This window comes from Aurantiacibacter spongiae (genome assembly GCF_003815535.1).
In the GTDB taxonomy this organism is placed as follows: Bacteria; Pseudomonadota; Alphaproteobacteria; order Sphingomonadales; family Sphingomonadaceae; genus Alteraurantiacibacter; species Alteraurantiacibacter spongiae.
Genome location: NZ_RPFZ01000001.1, coordinates 960837 through 980366, shown reverse-complemented (window position 1 = coordinate 980366; position 19530 = coordinate 960837). Strand labels below are relative to the sequence as shown.

Genomic DNA, 19530 nt, shown 5'->3' with positions numbered 1-19530 from the left:
CGATCCGGGCGAAGGGCCGCTCCGGCTGCGGGCAATTCGCTGGACCGCCGGTCAATCCTTCTTCAGCCCCATCAGCGCCTCGGCCAGCGCACCGGCCTTTCCCTCTTCCATCAACCCTTTCTCGGCCCGCGTGGCGTCGGCGCCGGGGCCGGTGGCGTAAGGGTCTATGCCAAGGCCCAGTTCCTGTGCGATCGCTTCGCCGAGATCGAAGGCGGTGCCGTCGTAGGGAAGGCGGTCGAGATCGCCTTCCTCCAGCTCCACCTCCTCGGCTTCGCTGTCGGCCCAGTCGCTTTCGGGGACGAAGACGAGCGCGATCTCCTCGCATAGCTGCGTCTCCAGATCGTCGCCGGAAACGGCGCAGTCCTGCGTGAGGTCGGCCCAGAGCGTGCCGGAGGCGGTGACATTCTCTCCATCGGCGGTCAGGGTCACGCTCGCTTCGAGCCGATGGATCGCGGTGACGCCGAAGCGCCGCGCCAGCGCCGCGCGTTCGGCGTCTGTCGCCCGCAGTTCGAGCGGCGCACCGGTGATCGAGCGGCGATCGACGATGCGGGAAAATTCGGTCTCGCTCATGGCCGCACCCTTCCCGCCAGCAACCCCTCGTCGGTCTGCCGCGCGAGATCCGCGTGGAGCGCACGGGTGCGGGCGGCCAGCGCCAGCGGCGGAGTGTCCGTGGTCAGCCGCATGTTACGTTCCAGCACGGCGGCGAGTTCATCCTCGTCGTCCTTGTCCAGGGTGTTGCGCAGCGCGCCCATCCGCCCGCCGAGCGCGCTCATCAGCTTGCCCATGTTCTTGCCCACCATCAGATCGCCGACGCCGGTATCGCGCAGCTGGCGGTCCATGTCCTCCACGAACAGCTCCGTCAGCAGCGCGGTGCGCGGCGCGAGCGCCTCGCTGCGCTCCATGCGGATCATCACCAGGGCGAGGACCAGCGCGATCATGTCGAAGCGTCCGTCCACCGTGTCGGCCACCGCGCAGTCGGCATACCATTCGCGCTCCCTGCTGGTGGCGACGGTATCGTGCCACAGCGCTCGCAACTGCTCTCGCGGGTCGCGCGCGGTGCCCAGCAGGCGGGTCAGGAAAGACATGGCGTGCTTCGCTCCATCCTCGTTAAGCGGCGGTTCAATGCGTCGGCAGCACCCGGTTGCGCGACATTGCCGGTCCGCCGCACGTTGCGGCGGCGCGATCCACGCTCTAAGGGCTTGACCAGCATATAGGGCGCGGACACGGGCGGGCAATACGCCGACTGCCGCGAACCGGCGGGACGATTGAAGGACGGATACGATCATGGGTGCGACCAAGCGGATCATGGCGCTGGGGGCGGTGGGCCTCGGGCTGGCGGCGGCGGGATGCTCCTCCATCCCCGATCACAAGGGCTACATCGTGGACGAGACGCTGTTCCAGGCCGTGCAACCGGGCATCGACAATCGCGAATCGGTACGCGGAACGCTCGGCACGCCGACCATGACCAGTGAGTTCGGCGATCCGGTGTGGTATTACGTGTCCAGCCTGACGCGGCAGGCGCCGTTCCGGATGCCGCGCATCGCCGAGCATACGGTGCTGGCGGTGACATTCGATGCCGCCGGCAACGTCGTCTCGGCGGAACGCAGCGGGATCGACCAGGTCGTGCGCCTCGATCCCGAGGATGACGAGACGCCGACGCTGGGCCGCGAACGTGGCTTCCTCGAAGACCTGTTCGGCAATATCGGCACGGTCGGCACCGGCCCCGGCGCGGGCGGGGCGGGGCGCGGCCCCGGCGGGTGACGCCCGGCCTGCCGGTTCGGCGCGGATGATCCGCCTTTCTTGAACCGCGCGGGGCCTTTCCCATATCGCGCCGCATGAGCGACGACAGCGGCAGCCACGGCCTCATCCAGTGGCATTCCACCACCATCATCGGCGTCAAGCGCGGCGAGACGACCGTGCTGGCCGGAGACGGCCAGGTGTCGATGGGCAACACGGTGATGAAGCCCAATGCCCGCAAGGTCCGCCGCATCGGCGATGGCGGCAAGGTGGTGGCCGGGTTCGCCGGCGCGACCGCCGACGCCTTCACCCTGTTCGAGCGGCTGGAACGCAAGCTGGAACAGTATGGCGGGCAACTGATGCGCGCGGCGGTGGAACTGGCCAAGGACTGGCGAACCGACAAGTATCTGCGCAACCTCGAGGCGCTGATGATCGTCGCCGACAAGGACACGCTGCTGGTCCTGACCGGCAATGGCGACGTGCTGGAGCCGGAAGGCGGCATCGCCGCGATCGGCAGCGGCGGCAATTACGCGCTGGCCGCGGCGCGCGCCCTGTCCGATTACGAGGACGACCCCGAGAAGATTGCCCGCCGCGCCATGCAGGTGGCGGCGGACGTATGCGTGTTCACAAATGGCAACGTGACGGTGGAAACCGTCTGATCGCGGGGGGGGGGCGCCCGGGCCGCGTCTCGTCGAGGCCGGTCGCGCGCTTCTTTCCATCCCGCCCGAACCGAACGGAACGACTGGATTTTCATGACAGACACCCTCACCCCCAAGGCCATCGTCGCCGCGCTGGACGAACACATCGTCGGGCAGAAGGACGCCAAGCGCGCCGTCGCCGTGGCGCTGCGCAACCGCTGGCGGCGCCAGCGCCTGCCCGATGCGCTGCGCGACGAGGTGACGCCGAAGAACATTCTGATGATCGGACCCACCGGGTGCGGCAAGACCGAGATCAGCCGCCGCCTGGCGCGGCTGGCCGATGCGCCCTTCGTCAAGGTCGAGGCGACCAAGTTCACCGAGGTCGGCTATGTCGGCCGCGACGTGGAGCAGATCGCCCGCGATCTGGTGGAAGACGCCATCCGGCTGGAAAAGGACGCGCGGCGCGAGGCCGTGCGTGAGGCGGCGAGCAAGGCGGCGATGGAGCGGCTGCTCAACGCGCTGGTGGGCGAGAACGCCAGCGAGGCGACCCGCGAGAGCTTCCGCCAGCGGATCGTCGACGACTCGATGAACGACACCGAGGTGGAGATCGAGGTCGAGGACCAGCCGTCGATGCAGATGGACATCCCCGGCATGGGCGGCGGCGCGTCGATGATCAACCTGTCGGAAATGATGGGCAAGGCGTTCGGCGGCAAGACCAAGCGGCAGAAGCTCAAGGTGCCCGAGGCGTGGGACAGGCTCGTCGACGAGGAGGCCGAGAAGCGCATGGACCAGGACGACGTCGCCCGCGTCGCGCTGCGCAATGCGGAGACGAACGGGATCGTCTTTCTCGACGAGGTCGACAAGATCGCCGTCAGCGACGTGCGCGGCGGATCGGTCAGCCGCGAGGGCGTGCAGCGCGACCTGCTGCCGCTGATCGAGGGAACCACGGTCGCCACAAAGTACGGTCCGATGAAGACCGACCACGTCCTGTTCATCGCCAGCGGCGCGTTCCATGTCGCCAAGCCTTCGGACATGCTGCCCGAATTGCAGGGCCGCCTGCCGATCCGCGTCGAATTGCGCAGCCTGACGGAGGAGGACTTCGTCCGCATCCTGTCGGAAACCCGCGCCAATCTCGTCTCCCAGTACAAGGCGCTGCTGGGCACCGAGAACCTGACCGTCGAGATGACCGAGGATGCCGTGGCCGAGGTGGCGAGGATCGCCGCGCAGGTGAACGAGGGCGTCGAGAACATCGGCGCGCGGCGGTTGCAGACGGTCATGGAAAAGCTGTTCGACGAACTGAGCTTCGAGGCCGAGGAGAAGAGCGGGGAGAGCGTGACGGTCGATGCCGCCTATGTGCGCGAGCGGCTGAGCGATCTGGCCAGCGACACGGACCTGTCCAAGTATATCCTGTGATATGTGTCCGCCCCTTGCGCTGGGCGCGAGGGGCGCGCTAGGCCCGTGCCCGGGACATCTCTCGGGGGAACATCACATGACATCGCGTATCCTGGCCGTCCTGGCCGCCACCACGGCGCTGGTCGCCGCTGCACCGGCGCTCGCCGATCATCACATGGCTTCGGACGGGCAGGCCGCCGCGCTGACCGCGCCGGAAATCCAGTTCACGCAGTGGGAGCTCGACAACGGCCTTACCGTGATCGCCATTCCCGATCCTTCCACCGCCACGGTGATGACTTCGTTGTGGTACGAGGTCGGGTCGAAGAACGATCCGGAGGGCAAGAGCGGCTTTGCCCATCTGTTCGAGCATATCCTCAGCCGCAAGACGCAGAACATGCGCTACAACCTCATCTACGACCTGACGGCGGATGTGGGCGGCACCCGCAACGCATCGACGGGGTCGGACCGGACCAACTATTTCGAGATCGTACCCGCCGAATATCTCGAGACGATGCTGTGGACCCACCGCGAGCGCATGGCCTTCCCGGTGGTGGACGACGAGGTGTTCGACAACGAGCGCGCCGTGGTGAAGGAAGAATTGCGCACCCGCGTGCTGGCCCCGCCCTACGGCATTTTCAGCCGCTTCGTGATCCCCGAGAACGCCTATGACGATCTGCCGCAGCGCCGCCCGGGCATCGGCTCCATCGAGGATCTCGACAACGCCACGCTGGAGGACGCGCGCGCCTTCCATAACGCCTATTACGGTCCCGACACCGCGACGCTGATCGTCGCGGGCAATTTCGACATGGCCAATCTGCGTTCGCTGGTGGACGAATATTTCGCCGACATCCCGCGACGCGAGAATCCGGTCGACGTCACCATCGCTACGCGCGAGGACCGGCGGACCGAGGCGCGCTTCGTTACCGCCCATGCGCCCAACGTGCCGCTGCCCATCATCGGCACGATCTGGCAGACGCCCGAAATCACCGATCCCGCCGACCCCGCGCTGGAAGTGCTGGCGGCCATCCTGGGGCGGGGCGAGAACAGCCGCTTCTATTCCGCGCTGGTGGAGCCGGGGCTGGCGGTGCAATCGACGCAATACGCCTCCTCCGGAGAGGAAGGCGGCATGTTCGCGAGCTACGCCATCGTCAATCCCGACGCCGATCGCGAGGCCATCCGCGCGGTCATGGACGCCGAGATCGCGCGCGTGCGCAGCGAACCGGTAACGCCGGCCGAACTGGCCGAGGCCAAGAACGAGCTGATCGCGGCGTCCCTGCGCAGCCGGGAGACGGCGAGCGGGCGCGCCTTCGAACTGGGCGAAGCGCTGGTCAGCACCGGCGATCCGCGCGCGGCCGACAAGCGGCTGGCCGCCATCGCCAACGTGACCGCCGAAGACGTGATGCGCGTCGCGAGCGAATGGCTGACGGAGCAGTCGCGAACCGAGATCACCTACGAGCGCGGCGAGCACGATCCGGCCGAATACGCCAACCCCGAACCGATGCCGCAATTCGTGACGCTGCCGGAGGCGATCGGCCCGGTCTATTCGGTCCTGCCGGAAGACCAGCGCGAGGCGCCGCCCGGACCGGGCAGCGCGCCCACGGTCGCCCGCCCTGAGATGATGCAGCGCACGCTGGCGAACGGTGTCGACATCATCGCCGCGCAGACGGGCGACGTGCCCATCGCCACGATGACGGTGCTGCTGCCCGGCGGCAGCGCCAGCGATCCGCGGGCCAAGTCGGGCCTGGCGAACTTCGCGGTCGATCTGGCACAGAAGGGGACCGCCAACCGCACGGCGAACGAGATCGCCGCCCGGCTGGAAAGCCTGGGCGCCAGCATCGGCGGCTCGGCCCGCAGCGATGGCACCGTGCTGAGCCTGACCGCACCGGTCGGCAACATGGAGGCGGCGGGAGAAATCTTCGCCGACATCCTGCGCAACGCGAACTATCCGGCCGGCGAACTGGAGCGCGAACGGGCGCGCACGATCGATTCGCTGCAGGTCTCCCTCAGCTATCCGGGTTCGCTCGCCGGCATGGTGCTGCGCCCGGTGATCTACGGCGATGCGCCCTATGGCAGCATCGCCGGCGGCACGCCCGAATCGCTCGCCGCGATTACCCGCGACGATCTGCTGACCCACCGCCAGCGTTACTGGCATCCGGCAGAGGCCGAGGTCATCGTCAGCGGCGGTATCGCGCCCGAGCAGTCCTTCGCCCTGGTGGAGAACCTGCTGGGCGACTGGACGGTCAGCACGCCGCCGCCGCCCGCCATCGCGGATCCCGCCGGCGAGGCGCAACCTGTTCGCACGGTCGTGATCGACCTGCCCGACGCCGGTCAGTCGGCCGTCCTTCTGGCGGGCCGGGGGCCGACGCGGGCGCAGGGTGACTATTTCCCGCTGCTGCTGGCCAACGCCGTTCTGGGCGGTGGATCGAGCGGGCGGCTGTTCGAGGAAATTCGCACGAAACGCGGCCTGTCCTACGGCTCGTATTCCTCCATCGGCTCGCTGGTGGACGATCCGGTCCTGACTGCCAGCGCACAGACCGCGCACGAGACGGTGCCGGAAGTGGTCGAGGTGATGCTGTCGACCTTCGGCGGCATGGGAGAGACGCCGCTCGCCGACGACCTGTTGGACCGCCGCCGACTCTATCTCCAGGGAGGCTACGCCCGCAGCCTCGAAACCTCCTCGGGGTTCAACGGCATCGTCGCCGACCTGCTCGCCCAGGGTATCGACCCGGCGGAGGTGTCGAACTACGCCGACAATCTGCAGGGCGTGACGGCGCAGGCGGCAAGCACGGCGGCGCAGAGCTATTTCGATCCCGAAGGACTGACGGTGATCGTCGTCGGCGATGCGTCGCAGTTCATAGACGATCTGCGCGCCATCCGCCCGAACGTGGAGGTCATACCGGCCAGCGAGCTGGACCTGTTCGATCCGCAGGTGCCGATGAACGGCGGTTGATTTCGCGGGTTGTCTGGCACCCGGGGGCGCCCTCCCGCGCAGGGAGCGGCGCCCTCTTTCGTTGACGCGTCAGGGATGCGGCGCCAGGCCGATCTCCACGCCGGTCTTGTCGGTCAGCGCGAAGCGGTCGACCAGGTCCGTGCTCGCCTCGTTCAGGCCCAGCACCTGCACACTGCGCCCGTTGCGACGCATCCGCTCCACCACCTTGTCGAGCGCACCGATGGCGGAGATGTCCCAGAAATGCGCGCGTGACACGTCGATGACGACGTGGTTGGCCGGATCGGGCTGCCGGCTTTCGGGACCGAGAAAGCCGATGAAGCGGTCGACGCTGGCGAAGAATACCTGCCCGGTGACAATGTAACGCGCCTCCTCCGCCTCGCGCACGCGTACGACCTCGAACATGTTCTTGACCTTGCCGGTGAAGAAGATGCCCGACAAAAGGACGCCGACCAGCACGCCGATGGCAAGGTTGTGGGTGGCCACGACCACGACGACGGTCGCCAGCATGACGACGGAACTGGGCCAGGGATGCTGGCGCAGATTGGGGATCGAGTTCCAGCTGAACGTGCCGATCGACACCATGATCATGACCGCCACCAGCGCGGGCATCGGCACCTGGCCCACGATGGGGCCGAGCAGCCACAACAGGATCAGCAGCGTCAGCCCGGCGGTGAAGGTCGACAGGCGTCCGCGCCCGCCGCTCGTCACGTTGATAACCGACTGGCCGATCATGGCGCAGCCGCCCATGCCGCCGAAAAAGGCCGCGACGATGTTGGCGCCGCCCTGCCCTGCGCATTCGCGGCGCTTGTCGCTGTCGGTATGGGTCATGTCGTCGACGATCTGCGCGGTGAGCAGCGATTCGAGCAGGCCCACGGCAGCCATCGTCAGCGAATAGGGGGCGATAATCCGCAGCGTTTCCCAGCTGAGCGGCACGTCGGGGAGGACGAAGTAGGGCAGGCCTTCGGGTATCTCACCCATGTCGCCGACCGTATTGACCTCGATTCCCAGACCGATGGACAGCGCGCCGAGCACGATGATCGCGACCAGCGGGCTGGGGACGGCGGTGGTCAGGCGCGGCAGCAGGTAGATGATCGCCAGGCCGCCCGCGACCATGATATAGGTGGCGAGGCCCACGCCGGTATTCGCCGGATCGAGCTGGGGCAGCTGCGCCATGAAGATGAGGATCGCCAGCGCGTTGACGAAGCCGGTGATGACGCTGCGCGAGACGAACTGCATCAGCAGGTCGAGCCGGATGACGGCGGCGATCGCCTGGAAGATCCCCATCAGGATGGTCGCGGCGAACAGGTACTCCACGCCGTGATCGCGCACCAGCGGCACCACCACCACGGCCACCGCAGCGGTGGCGGCCGAAATCATGCCGGGACGCCCGCCGGTGAAGGCGATGACCATGGCGATGGCGATGGAAGCGTAGAGACCGACGCGCGGATCGACGCCGGCAATGATGGAAAAGCCGATGGCCTCCGGTATCAGCGCGAGCGCGACCACGATGCCGGCAAGGATGTCGGCGCGCGGATTGCCGAGCCAGTCGCGCTTGAGCGCTCTGGTGTCGATCATGTCAGTCTGTCCGTCTGAAGGGCGCTGGCGCGGTGGGCGCGCGCCGGTGAATTTGGCGCCGCCCCTGTCATACTGCACTGCACAACGCAAGATTTGCGAGGGCTGCGCCCCGCTATTCGGCCGCCTCGCGTTCCTCGCTCGCTTCGTTCTGTTGCCGGTTCCACATCTCGGCGTAGAGGCCATCGGCTTGCAGCAGCCGCGCATGGCTGCCCGACTCGACGATGCGGCCTGCTTCCATGACGTTGATGATGTCGGCATCGGCGATGGTCGAGAGCCGGTGCGCGATGGCGAGCGTGGTGCGGTGTTCGCTGACGCGCTTCAGCGTGGCGAGAATGTCCTGTTCGGTGCGCGAATCGAGCGCGCTGGTCGCCTCGTCCAGCAGAACGATGGGCGGATCCTTCAGCAACGTGCGGGCGATGGCCACGCGCTGCTTCTCCCCGCCCGACAGCTTGAGCCCGCGCTCGCCCACCTGAGTGTCGAACCCGTGGGGCAGGGCGGTGATGAAGGGCAGGATGGCGGCATCCGCGGCCGCGCGGCGCACCGCTTCCTCGCTCGCATCACCGCGACCGTAGGCGATGTTGTAGCCGATCGAATCGTTGAACAGCACGCTGTCCTGCGGAACGATGCCGATCTCGGCGCGCAGCGATTCCTGTCCCACCTGGCTGATGTCCTGCCCGTCGATGGTGATGCGCCCGCTCCACGGATCGTAGAAGCGGAACAGCAGCCGTCCGATGGTGGACTTGCCCGCCCCCGACGGCCCGACCAGCGCGACCGTCGCGCCCGCCGGTGCCTCGAAGCTGAGGTCGTGGAGGATCTGGCGGTCGGGATCGTAGCCGAAGGACACGTTCTCGAAGACGACCACCGGGTGGCGCACCACGATGGCGGGGGCCCCCGGCACGTCCTTCACCTCGGCCTCGGTATCCATGAGGTTGAACATGTCCGCCATGTCGATAAGCCCCTGGCGAATCGTGCGATAGACCCAGCCGAGCATGTCGAGCGGACGGAAGAGCTGCGTCAGGTAGGTCTGGATCAGCACGAGGTCGCCCGGCGTGAGCCGCCCCTGCGCCCAGCCCCAGACCGTCCAGCCCAGCGCGCCGGCCATCATCACGTTCATGATGACGGCCTGCACGATATTGAGCACGCCCAGCGAATTCTCGGTCTTGATCGCCGCCTCGGCATAGCCGCGCGCGGAATCGCCGTAGCGTTCCAGTTCGCGCCGCTCGGCACCGAAATACTTCACCGTCTCGTAATTCAGCAGCGAATCGACGGCCCGGCCCATCGCCTGCCCGTCGAGATCGTTCATCTCCTTGCGCAGCTTGACGCGCCATTCCGTGATCGCCTGCGTAACCCAGACGAAGGTGACGATGGCAACGGCAACGGCGGCAACCATCTCCCAGCCGAACATGGTCCAGAAGATGACCGATACCACGACCAGCTCGATGGCGGTGGGCAGGATGTTGAACAGGATGAAGTAGATCATCGAGCTGATCGAGCGGCTGCCGCGTTCGATCACCCGCGTTATTTCCCCGGTGCGGCGTGACAGGTGGAATCGCAGCGAGAGCTTGTGCAGCCGCTCGAACACGTCCTCGGTAAGGGACCGCACCGCGTCCTGTCCGACGCGGTTGAAGACCATGTTGCGCAAATTGTCGAAGGCGACGGTGGCGAGCCGACCCGCGGAGTAGGCGAAGACCAGTCCCAGCGCGACCCACAGCGCCGGATCGCCGTCCGCTGCCATCGTATCGACCGCGCGGGCGTAGGCGAGCGGCAGCGCGAGGGTCACGCCCTTGGCCAGCAGCACCAGGATGGTCGCGCCGACGATGCGCTTCTTCAGGTCCGGCCGGCCCTCGGGCCAGAGATAGGGCAGGAACCGGCGTATAGTCGCCCAGTCGGCGCGGCTGTCGTCGTTGCTGCGGGGGGCGGGCATGTCGCGCATCCCCGCAAAGGTGGGGCCGCCGCCGTCCGGCGGCAAGGCCGCGGCGTCTATCCGCCCCCGAGTGCGGGGGCGCCATCCGCAGACGCGCCGCGCGTCATCCCCGCCGCCGCGAACGCTTCCGCCAGCGCATCGTCGCGGGGAAGGGCAGAGCCGCCCGCATCGGCCCGTGCCCAGCGATCTTCCTTCCAGCTGTTGCTGATCGCGCGCATGTGGCGGTAGGCGAAGCGGCTATCGAGCGTGGCGTTGGCCTTCGCGCCGAACAGGTTGTGGACCGACCAGCTGTCGCCGCGCCGGTCTCCGCGATTGGGAACGACGCACCACTTGGGCGGGCAGGCGAGCGCGACCGGCGTGTCGCGGTAAACGAAGTCGGCGTGGCGGCAGGTCGCGCGCGAGACACCTTGCGGCGCATGGGTACCGATCCACAGACCGGGAAACTTGACGAAGCCGGCGGGCGAATATTCGGTCGCGGCGAAGATCGACCGGCCGCTTTCGCCCAGCACCAGTTCGTCCACGTCGACATTGAGAACCGAGCGCGCTTCCCTGAGGAAGCGGAAGCGGGCGTGCTGCAGGCTTCCGGTCTGGCAGAAATCGCTGTCCCAGTCCGTTTCCACCCCGTCCACCGCGCCGGCCATTCCGCCCTGCGGCCCGTAGGGGAAGGGCCAGGGCACCGCGAGCGCGATCATGTCCGCCCCCGCCTCCGCAGCCATCGCCGCCTGCAATTCGCCCAGCGAATAGGCCGAGGATCCGTTGTCGTAGACCAGCACGCCGTCGGCCCCGTGTATCTCGCGGTAGAAGCGCATCCAGTCGGCGATCCAGCGCAGATCGTTGTCCTTCGACAGCGTGGTGACGACGCGGCGCCCGGCGAACAGGTGCGCCATGTCCGGCTGCACGTCGATCTCGAACGCACCGAGCGGACCGTCGAAGGCAAAGCTGTCCGCTTCGCTGCGCAACCAGATTTCGCCGCGCTTCTTCTGTCCGTAGTGCCGCGCGGCGAAACGCGGGAAGCCGAACCGCCCGCGAAGCGGGGCGCTGCGCCTGAGTTCGGCAAGCAGGTTCAGGAAGGGCGGCCCCTGGAACACGACGTGCCTGTCTGCACGGAAGACATCGTAGAACAGCGTGTCCCGGTCGAACTGATCGGCATAGGCCGCATCGCGCAGATGCGGCGGGCGCGGCGGTTCCCTGTGGATTTCGCTCCGCGCGCTCGACAGGACGACGGGCGGCGTCACGGCACGGGCACCATCCGCCGGGCGACGGGGATACGCGCGAGAACCGGCGCGGCCATGCGCAGCAGATCGCCCAGCGCCGGATGCCGCATTGCGAACAGGGCCGCCAGCCAGCACGCGACGCCCGCGATCACCGCCAGCATGAGGGTGATCGTCCCGATCTCCCGCGGCCCGGCCCACAGCAGGTAGGTCAGCGCAAGCGGAGCGAGAGCAGCCAGCGTCGCCGCGCCGCTCTTGGCAAGGATCGTGCACCAGCTGCGCATGGGAAAGCCGACGATACGGTGCATGAAGCGCAGGTAAATCGCCATGAAGGCCAGCGCATAGACCATGCGCGAGGCGGCAGCGCCCCATGCGCCCGCCAGCAGCGATCCGCCGACGAGCAGACCGATGGATACCAGCGTCTCGCAGATATTCAGCACCAGCAGGCGGTTCATGCGCCCGAGCAGGATGGGCAGTTCGCTTACCAGCGGCAGCGCGCTCAGCAGCGCGGCCTGCAACGCGATCATGGAGAGCAGCGGCGCGGTTCCGATCCAGTCCTCGCCATACAGGGTCATGACCACCGGCCATGCGGCGAGCGCGAGGCCCGCCATTCCGGGCCAGACGACCGCGGTATAGCCGGCGCAGACCCGCAGATAGGCAGGTCCGAGCGGCTGGCCCGCATCGCGAATCCGCGCGAATGCCGGGTAGAACACACTGCCGATGGCCCCGGCGATCAGCACGCGCACCTGTTCGGCCAGGCTGGTCGCGCGGCTGAACAATCCTACCGCCGTAAGGGTCACGAGCTTGCCGACGACGAGGTCGGGCGTGCGCGATCCGAGTGCGCCGGTCAGATAGAGCGCGCTGGCCTTCCCGCCGAAGCCGAGCACCGGTCGCAACCCGTCCAGGCGCAGGGGAAAGATGCGCGACGGCTCCAGGGCTTGCGCGATCGCGCCCTTGGCCAGCCCCGCCGCCAGGGTGGCCCAGGCGAGGGCGAATGAGGACAGGCCCATCCACGCGAGCGTCAGCGCGACGCACGCATGGGCCGCCGCTCCGCCGACATTGACCGCGAAATGATACTGGAACCGCATCGCCCGCGCCATCAGTGCCAGCGGCACGACCGCCAGCGGCAGGAACAGGTAACTGCCGGCGATGATGAGCAGCAGGGGAGCGAGGTCGGGCAGGCCGTAGGCGAGTGCCAGCGGCCAGGCCAGCGCGGCGATGATCGCGGTGATGACCAGCGAGAACAGGAAGGCGACCGATGAGCAGCGCGCCACCTCGCCCCGGTCGAGGCGGGGCAGGCCCGAGATGTAGCGCGACAGTCCGAAATCCTGAAGCACCGCAACCAGAAGGGCGGCGGCGAGCGCGATCGAGAACAGGCCGACCTCGTCCGGATCGAGGAAGAAGCGCGAGATGACGACGCTGGTGGCGAACTGGATGACGAAACCGGCATACTGGCTCGCTATGGCCCACACCGCCGCGGCGCGTACGCCCATCGCGGCGGGTTCGCGTTCGACCTGCCGGCTCGCCGCCGCCGCCGGGGACCGTGGGGATAGCTCGTCGGCCATCTCAGCCCGCCGGGTTCGCGGTCCAGCGCGAGGCGGGCGGGACCGGCGGCGCCTGCGCGGGGCGCGAGGTCGCGAGCGCGGCTGCGAGGCGCGCGGCCCGCGCCGGTTCGCCAAGCTTGATCAGGCGCGCCGCGGTGCGCCACATGCCGCCGTGCGAACCGCCGTCGCGGATGTGGCGCAGCAGGATGTCGAACCCCTCGTCGCGAAGCGCGACCGGCGAGTGAAGGATGCCGCGCGTTACCGCCGCTCGCACGCGCCGCGAGACGCCCGCCTCGCCGAACAGCGCGTCGAGCTGATCGATGGGCGGCAGCCGTTCGAGATGTTCGGTCGGGTCGGTCCGTCCGGCATCGCGCGCGCGAAAGGCCTCGTAGGCGATGGCCGCGCCAATTTGCTGTTCGGTGGCATGACGCTTCGAGACCTGCTGCATGTAGTGGCGGTAGCGAATCAGCCGCTCGGGAATGTTGGCAAGCTTCGTCAGCGACGCCAGTCGCAGCCACAGGTCGAGATCCTCGCAATGCCGGAAGGCCGCGTGATAGCCGCCCGCTGCCAGCACCAGGTCGCGGCGGTACATCACCGAGGGGTGACACAGCAGCGGTCCGCCGTGACGCATGTTGTCGAGGAAGGCGGCATGGTCGAGCGGGTGATCGCGCCCGCCGGTGGAATACGCGCCGCCGTTCTCGTCGATGTCCTCGCTCCAGCTGCCCACGACACCGTGGTCGGGATGCGATTCGAGAAAGGCGATCTGGCGGGCGAAGCGTTCCGGCTTGCATATGTCGTCGGCGTCCATCCGCGCGACGAGAGGCGCCGAGGCGGTGGCGAGCAGCTCGTTGAGACTGGCCACGAGCCCGCGATTCTCCCGGATGATCGGCCGAATCCGCGAATCGCGCCCCGCGAAGTCGCGGATGATCGCCGGTGTTGCGTCGCCAGAGCCGTCGTCGAGGATCAGGAATTCGAAATCGGCGAAGGACTGCGCCAGCACGCTCTCGATCGCGGGCGCGAGGAAGCGTTCGCCGTCATAGACGCTCATCGCCACGCTCAGCGCGGGCGTGTGGGCCCGATTTTCCGCGGTCTTCATGCTCGTTCGCCTGCGCTCATCGTGCGAGCGCCTTACGCGGGGGTGCGTAAAGATAGCCTCAATGGGCGGGGCGACCCTTGCGATGCGCGGGCCCGGCGCCATTTCTCACGCGGACCGGAGGGCGTTTCCGGGGCTTTGCGACTTTTCTGAAATAAAATTGCAAAAAGGCGTTGACCCGAATCAAGGCCACCCATATATGCCCTCTCACCGACGCGGCGCTGACGGTTTTCACCGGCCTCGCTGAGTTGGTCGCCAACATCGATCGGACAACCGGACCCCCGGTAAAATGGGGGACCGAACGTTGTCCGCCTCTTTTGTTGGATGGCTCTTTGACATTGTCGATTTTTGATGAAGGGACATGTGGGCGACGGCACCCGGTCCGGGGACCTCAAGGCTCCGGATACCGGTTACACCTAAGCCGACGCCACATCCTGATCGGGCTCCACGTCCGGTCTGTGATGATGCATGTCCATTCGTATCCATTACGTTTGACAGTGCAGGTATCGGCTCCTTGAAGCTCTTGCCGTGCCGGTTGGCGAAGTTCGCTTCGTGCCGGTCTGGTGAGTGACACAAACTTGAGAGTTTGATCCTGGCTCAGAACGAACGCTGGCGGCATGCCTAACACATGCAAGTCGAACGCCCACTTCGGTGGGAGTGGCGCACGGGTGCGTAACGCGTGGGAACCTGCCCTTAGGTTCGGAATAACAGTTGGAAACGACTGCTAATGCCGAATAATGTCTTCGGACCAAAGATTTATCGCCTTTGGATGGGCCCGCGTTGGATTAGCTAGTTGGTGGGGTAAAGGCCTACCAAGGCGACGATCCATAGCTGGTCTTAGAGGATGATCAGCCACACTGGGACTGAGACACGGCCCAGACTCCTACGGGAGGCAGCAGTGGGGAATATTGGACAATGGGCGAAAGCCTGATCCAGCAATGCCGCGTGAGTGATGAAGGCCTTAGGGTTGTAAAGCTCTTTTACCAGGGATGATAATGACAGTACCTGGAGAATAAGCTCCGGCTAACTCCGTGCCAGCAGCCGCGGTAATACGGAGGGAGCTAGCGTTGTTCGGAAATACTGGGCGTAAAGCGAACGTAGGCGGCTTTTCAAGTCAGGGGTGAAATCCCGGGGCTCAACCCCGGAACTGCCCTTGAAACTGGATGGCTAGAATCCTGGAGAGGTCAGTGGAATTCCGAGTGTAGAGGTGAAATTCGTAGATATTCGGAAGAACACCAGTGGCGAAGGCGACTGACTGGACAGGTATTGACGCTGAGGTTCGAAAGCGTGGGGAGCAAACAGGATTAGATACCCTGGTAGTCCACGCCGTAAACGATGATAACTAGCTGTCCGGGCTCTTGGAGCTTGGGTGGCGCAGCTAACGCATTAAGTTATCCGCCTGGGGAGTACGGTCGCAAGATTAAAACTCAAAGGAATTGACGGGGGCCTGCACAAGCGGTGGAGCATGTGGTTTAATTCGAAGCAACGCGCAGAACCTTACCAGCCTTTGACATCCTCTGACGGTTACCAGAGATGGTTTCCTCCCTTCGGGGCAGAGTGACAGGTGCTGCATGGCTGTCGTCAGCTCGTGTCGTGAGATGTTGGGTTAAGTCCCGCAACGAGCGCAACCCTCATCCTTAGTTGCCATCATTTAGTTGGGAACTCTAAGGAAACTGCCGGTGATAAGCCGGAGGAAGGTGGGGATGACGTCAAGTCCTCATGGCCCTTACAGGCTGGGCTACACACGTGCTACAATGGCATCTACAGTGGGCAGCTATCACGCAAGTGTGAGCTAATCTCCAAAAGATGTCTCAGTTCGGATTGTTCTCTGCAACTCGAGAGCATGAAGGCGGAATCGCTAGTAATCGCGGATCAGCATGCCGCGGTGAATACGTTCCCAGGCCTTGTACACACCGCCCGTCACGCCATGGGAGTTGGTTTCACCCGAAGGTGGTGCGCTAACCGGTTTTCCGGAGGCAGCCAACCACGGTGGGATCAGCGACTGGGGTGAAGTCGTAACAAGGTAGCCGTAGGGGAACCTGCGGCTGGATCACCTCCTTTCTAAGGATTTATGCGGAAAGCGCCGGCCTTCGTGGTCGGAAGTGCTTCCTCATTCTCCAAAGAACATGCCGTCGTCCTCATGTCCCTTCATCACTGGAGATAACGCCTTTTGCGGGCGTTGTTTGTCTGAGCTGGCCCCACGCCGCAACGGCCCCTTGGCCGGCGCGGGCGAACGGGCCTGTAGCTCAGTTGGTTAGAGCGCACCCCTGATAAGGGTGAGGTCGGTGGTTCGAATCCACCCAGGCCCACCATCATCAGGCTACGGGGCCTTAGCTCAGCTGGGAGAGCACCTGCTTTGCAAGCAGGGGGTCATCGGTTCGATCCCGATAGGCTCCACCAGCCTCATATACTCCAGGGATGAAGAGAAAACGGATCCGGCATCTGGCCGGTAGGCGGTTTCGACCGCTGTCTTTGACATTGTGAATGGGTTTTTAAATCGATGCCGTGAGGTGTCGTCGCGCTGGTTTCGGCCAGTCGATGGCAAATCACAAATCAATCAAATTGATTATCTGGCTGAGATAATTCCTCCGCGCCATTGTATCGGTGAGCTTTTATGCAGGCTTGTCGTTGATGGTGTGGATTCTCAAGCGTGAGGTAAGAGCATTTGGTGGATGCCTTGGCATGTACAGGCGAAGAAGGACGTGGCACGCTGCGATAAGCGTCGGGGAGCTGTGAGCAAGCTTCGATCCGGCGATTTCCGAATGGGGAAACCCACCTTCACCATTTCTTCTCTCATCCGTTCGCGGGTGACTGGAGAGGTGGATAAGGTATCATCAGACTGAATATATAGGTTTGGTGAAGCGAACCCGGGGAACTGAAACATCTCAGTACCCGGAGGAAAAGACATCAACCGAGATTCCCGTAGTAGTGGCGAGCGAACCGGGACCAGGCCAGTGCCTTCAATTCAACTAGCAGAACACTTTGGAAAGAGTGGCCATAGCGGGTGACAGCCCCGTATGCGAAAGTGATGTTGGAGGACTTGAGTAGGGCGGGACACGTGAAATCCTGTCTGAACATGGGGGGACCACCCTCCAAGCCTAAATACTCGTACATGACCGATAGCGAACACAGTACCGTGAGGGAAAGGTGAAAAGCACCCCGATTAGGGGAGTGAAACAGTACCTGAAACCGAATGCTTACAATCAGTTGGAGCCCCATAGGGGGTGACAGCGTACCTCTTGCATAATGGGTCAGTGACTTAATCTACCGTGCAAGCTTAAGCCGTTAGGTGTAGGCGCAGCGAAAGCGAGTCTGAATAGGGCGACAAAGTACGATGGATTAGACCCGAACCCCGGCGATCTAGGCATGACCAGGCTGAAGGTGCGGTAACACGCACTGGAGGGCCGAACCGTTTAATGTTGAAAAATTATCGGATGAGTTGTGTTTAGGGGTGAAAGGCCAATCAAGCCGGGAAATAGCTGGTTCTCCGCGAAATCTATTGAGGTAGAGCGTCAGATTTATGCCGATGGGGGTAGAGCACTGGATGGGCTAGGGCCGCGCGAGCGGTACCAAACCTAACCAAACTCCGAATACCATCGAGTCTTGTCTGGCAGACAGACGGCGGGTGCTAAGGTCCGTCGTCAAAAGGGAAACAGCCCTAACCTACAGCTAAGGTCCCCAAGTCGTATCTAAGTGGGAAAGCATGTGGGAATCCCAAAACAACCAGGAGGTTGGCTTAGAAGCAGCCATCCTTTAAAGAAAGCGTAACAGCTCACTGGTCTAAACAAGGGTTCCTGCGGCGAAGATGTACCGGGGCTAAAGATACGCACCGAAGCTTAGGGTTGCAGTTTACTGCAGCGGTAGCGGAGCGTTCCGTAAGCGAGTGAAGCTCAAGGGTAACCGAGGGTGGACGTATCGGAAGTGCGAATGCTGACATGAGTAGCGATAAAGAGGGTGAGATGCCCTCTCGCCGAAAGACCAAGGGTTCCTGCGCAACGCTAATCGGCGCAGGGTAAGCCGGCCCCTAAGACGAGCCCGAAGGGGGTAGTCGATGGGAACCACGTTAACATTCGTGGGCCTGGAGATGTGTGACGGATGGCGGAAGTAGTTCAACCTTAACGGATTGGTTGGGCTGCCAAGTTGTCCCGGGAAATAGCCTCTCCGTATAGACCGTACCCGAAACCGACACAGGTGGTCAGGTAGAGTATACCAAGGCGCTTGAGTGAAGTATCCTGAAGGAACTCGGCAAATTGCCTCCGTACCTTCGGAAGAAGGAGGCCCTGTATCGACGCAAGTCTTTGCAGGGGGCACAGGCCAGGGGGTAGCGACTGTTTATCAAAAACACAGGACTCTGCTAAGTCGGCTTCAAGACGACGTATAGGGTCTGACGCCTGCCCGGTGCTGGAAGGTTAAGAGGAGGAGTGCAAGCTCCGAATTGAAGCCCCAGTAAACGGCGGCCGTAACTATAACGGTCCTAAGGTAGCGAAATTCCTTGTCGGGTAAGTTCCGACCTGCACGAATGGCGTAACGACTTCCCCACTGTCTCCAGGATATGCTCAGCGAAATTGAAGTTCCCGTGAAGATGCGGGATACCCGCGGTTAGACGGAAAGACCCCGTGCACCTTTACTGCAGCTTCAGAGTGGCATTAGGAAAGAACTGTGTAGCATAGGTGGGAGGCTTTGAAGCGTGGGCGCCAGTCCGCGTGGAGCCATAGGTGAAATACCACCCTGTTGTTTTCTGATGTCTAACCTCGATCCGTTATCCGGATCAGGGACCCTCTGTGGCGGGTAGTTTGACTGGGGCGGTCGCCTCCTAAAGAGTAACGGAGGCGCGCGATGGTAGGCTCAGGCCGGTTGGAAACCGGCTGCGAGAGTGCAATGGCATAAGCCTGCCTGACTGCGAGACCGACAGGTCGAGCAGAGACGAAAGTCGGTCATAGTGATCCGGTGGTCCCTCGTGGAAGGGCCATCGCTCAACGGATAAAAGGTACGCCGGGGATAACAGGCTGATACTGCCCAAGAGCTCATATCGACGGCAGTGTTTGGCACCTCGATGTCGGCTCATCACATCCTGGGGCTGGAGCAGGTCCCAAGGGTTTGGCTGTTCGCCAATTAAAGTGGTACGTGAGCTGGGTTCAGAACGTCGCGAGACAGTTTGGTCCCTATCTGCCGTGGGCGTCGATTGTTGAGAGGAGTTGCCCCTAGTACGAGAGGACCGGGGTGAACGTGCCTCTGGTGTACCAGTCATCGTGCCAACGGTGCAGCTGGGTAGCTATGCACGGAAGGGATAACCGCTGAAAGCATCTAAGCGGGAAGCCTCCCTCGAGATAAGCAATCATCGAACCGTCGTAGACCACGACGTTGATAGGCCGGGTGTGGAAGCGCAGTAATGCGTGAAGCTAACCGGTCCTAATAGTTCTGTTCGCGCTTGGTGGATCCCACCATCAACGTCAGGCCTGCTGGCCC

11 protein-coding genes, 2 tRNA genes and 2 rRNA genes are annotated in these 19530 nt (G+C 64.4%); 8 read left to right on the top strand and 7 right to left on the bottom strand.

The genetic code is table 11. The annotated features are described in order from the left end of the window. Window positions 1-51: 51 nt before the first annotated feature. Entirely contained in the window at window positions 52-570 is a 519-nt protein-coding gene (locus EG799_RS04785) for a YceD family protein (protein ID WP_123879028.1), read from the bottom strand. Continuing rightward, window positions 567-1085: a ubiquinol-cytochrome C chaperone family protein gene (locus tag EG799_RS04780; protein WP_123879026.1), complete on the bottom strand. Its 519-nt coding sequence runs from the start codon at window positions 1083-1085 to the stop codon at window positions 567-569. Before EG799_RS04780 ends, EG799_RS04785 begins: the two co-directional genes overlap by 4 nt. A 199-nt stretch (window positions 1086-1284) precedes the next feature. Between EG799_RS04780 and EG799_RS04775 the strand changes: the two genes are divergently transcribed. From EG799_RS04775 to EG799_RS04760, 4 genes are all read left to right on the top strand, one after another. Beyond that, a complete protein-coding gene (locus EG799_RS04775) occupies window positions 1285-1761 on the top strand; it encodes an outer membrane protein assembly factor BamE (RefSeq protein ID WP_123879024.1) in 477 nt (158 codons plus the stop codon). Window positions 1762-1835: 74 nt separating this feature from the next. Further along, window positions 1836-2396, top strand: a complete 561-nt coding sequence (gene hslV, locus EG799_RS04770; protein WP_123879022.1) for an ATP-dependent protease subunit HslV — start codon at window positions 1836-1838, stop codon at window positions 2394-2396. A 93-nt stretch (window positions 2397-2489) separates the two neighbouring features. After that, window positions 2490-3788: an ATP-dependent protease ATPase subunit HslU gene (gene hslU / locus EG799_RS04765; RefSeq protein WP_123879020.1), complete on the top strand. Its 1299-nt coding sequence runs from the start codon at window positions 2490-2492 to the stop codon at window positions 3786-3788. Window positions 3789-3864: 76 nt separating this feature from the next. Beyond that, the gene (locus EG799_RS04760; RefSeq protein ID WP_123879018.1) at window positions 3865-6717 is read left to right on the top strand and encodes a M16 family metallopeptidase; all 2853 of its coding nucleotides are present in this window, start codon (window positions 3865-3867) and stop codon (window positions 6715-6717) included. Window positions 6718-6786: 69 nt separating this feature from the next. Here EG799_RS04760 and EG799_RS04755 read toward each other — a convergent pair whose 3' ends face one another. From EG799_RS04755 to EG799_RS04735, 5 genes are all read right to left on the bottom strand, one after another. Continuing rightward, the gene (locus tag EG799_RS04755; protein ID WP_123879016.1) at window positions 6787-8292 is read right to left on the bottom strand and encodes a SulP family inorganic anion transporter; all 1506 of its coding nucleotides are present in this window, start codon (window positions 8290-8292) and stop codon (window positions 6787-6789) included. Window positions 8293-8404: 112 nt separating this feature from the next. Then, a complete protein-coding gene (locus tag EG799_RS04750; RefSeq protein ID WP_123879014.1) occupies window positions 8405-10216 on the bottom strand; it encodes an ABCB family ABC transporter ATP-binding protein/permease in 1812 nt (603 codons plus the stop codon). A 56-nt stretch (window positions 10217-10272) separates the two neighbouring features. Further along, entirely contained in the window at window positions 10273-11451 is a 1179-nt protein-coding gene (locus EG799_RS04745; protein ID WP_123879012.1) for a hypothetical protein, read from the bottom strand. After that, entirely contained in the window at window positions 11448-12992 is a 1545-nt protein-coding gene (locus tag EG799_RS04740) for an oligosaccharide flippase family protein (protein WP_234029017.1), read from the bottom strand. Before EG799_RS04740 ends, EG799_RS04745 begins: the two co-directional genes overlap by 4 nt. Before the next feature lies 1 nt (window position 12993). Continuing rightward, window positions 12994-14067 (bottom strand): glycosyltransferase, encoded by a 1074-nt coding sequence (locus tag EG799_RS04735; RefSeq protein ID WP_123879010.1) that lies wholly within the window; start codon window positions 14065-14067, stop codon window positions 12994-12996. A gap of 571 nt (window positions 14068-14638) precedes the next feature. On the opposite strand from EG799_RS04735, the gene EG799_RS04730 reads away from it, so the two are divergent. The 4 genes from EG799_RS04730 (at window position 14639) to EG799_RS04715 (ending at window position 19497) form a co-directional block, all read left to right on the top strand. After that, a 16S ribosomal RNA gene (locus EG799_RS04730) occupies window positions 14639-16125 on the top strand. A 174-nt stretch (window positions 16126-16299) separates the two neighbouring features. Beyond that, window positions 16300-16376: transfer RNA gene (locus EG799_RS04725), tRNA-Ile, on the top strand. Between the two features lie 12 nt (window positions 16377-16388). After that, a tRNA-Ala gene (locus EG799_RS04720) sits at window positions 16389-16464 on the top strand. 245 nt (window positions 16465-16709) lie between these two features. Continuing rightward, window positions 16710-19497 (top strand): 23S ribosomal RNA (locus EG799_RS04715). Together the 16S and 23S rRNA genes with 2 tRNA genes alongside form the textbook arrangement of a ribosomal RNA operon. Window positions 19498-19530: the final 33 nt, after the last annotated feature.

Excerpts from the sequence above, each read along its gene's own strand:
- EG799_RS04785 (WP_123879028.1), bottom strand. The coding sequence starts at position 570 with ATGAGCGAGACCGAATTTTCCCGCATCGTCGATCGCCGCTCGATCACC.
- EG799_RS04780 (WP_123879026.1), bottom strand. The coding sequence starts at position 1,085 with ATGTCTTTCCTGACCCGCCTGCTGGGCACCGCGCGCGACCCGCGAGAG.
- EG799_RS04775 (WP_123879024.1), top strand. The coding sequence starts at position 1,285 with ATGGGTGCGACCAAGCGGATCATGGCGCTGGGGGCGGTGGGCCTCGGG.
- hslV (WP_123879022.1), top strand. The coding sequence starts at position 1,836 with ATGAGCGACGACAGCGGCAGCCACGGCCTCATCCAGTGGCATTCCACC.
- hslU (WP_123879020.1), top strand. The coding sequence starts at position 2,490 with ATGACAGACACCCTCACCCCCAAGGCCATCGTCGCCGCGCTGGACGAA.
- EG799_RS04760 (WP_123879018.1), top strand. The coding sequence starts at position 3,865 with ATGACATCGCGTATCCTGGCCGTCCTGGCCGCCACCACGGCGCTGGTC.
- EG799_RS04755 (WP_123879016.1), bottom strand. The coding sequence starts at position 8,292 with ATGATCGACACCAGAGCGCTCAAGCGCGACTGGCTCGGCAATCCGCGC.
- EG799_RS04750 (WP_123879014.1), bottom strand. The coding sequence starts at position 10,216 with ATGCCCGCCCCCCGCAGCAACGACGACAGCCGCGCCGACTGGGCGACT.
- EG799_RS04740 (WP_234029017.1), bottom strand. The coding sequence starts at position 12,992 with ATGGCCGACGAGCTATCCCCACGGTCCCCGGCGGCGGCGGCGAGCCGG.
- EG799_RS04735 (WP_123879010.1), bottom strand. The coding sequence starts at position 14,067 with ATGAAGACCGCGGAAAATCGGGCCCACACGCCCGCGCTGAGCGTGGCG.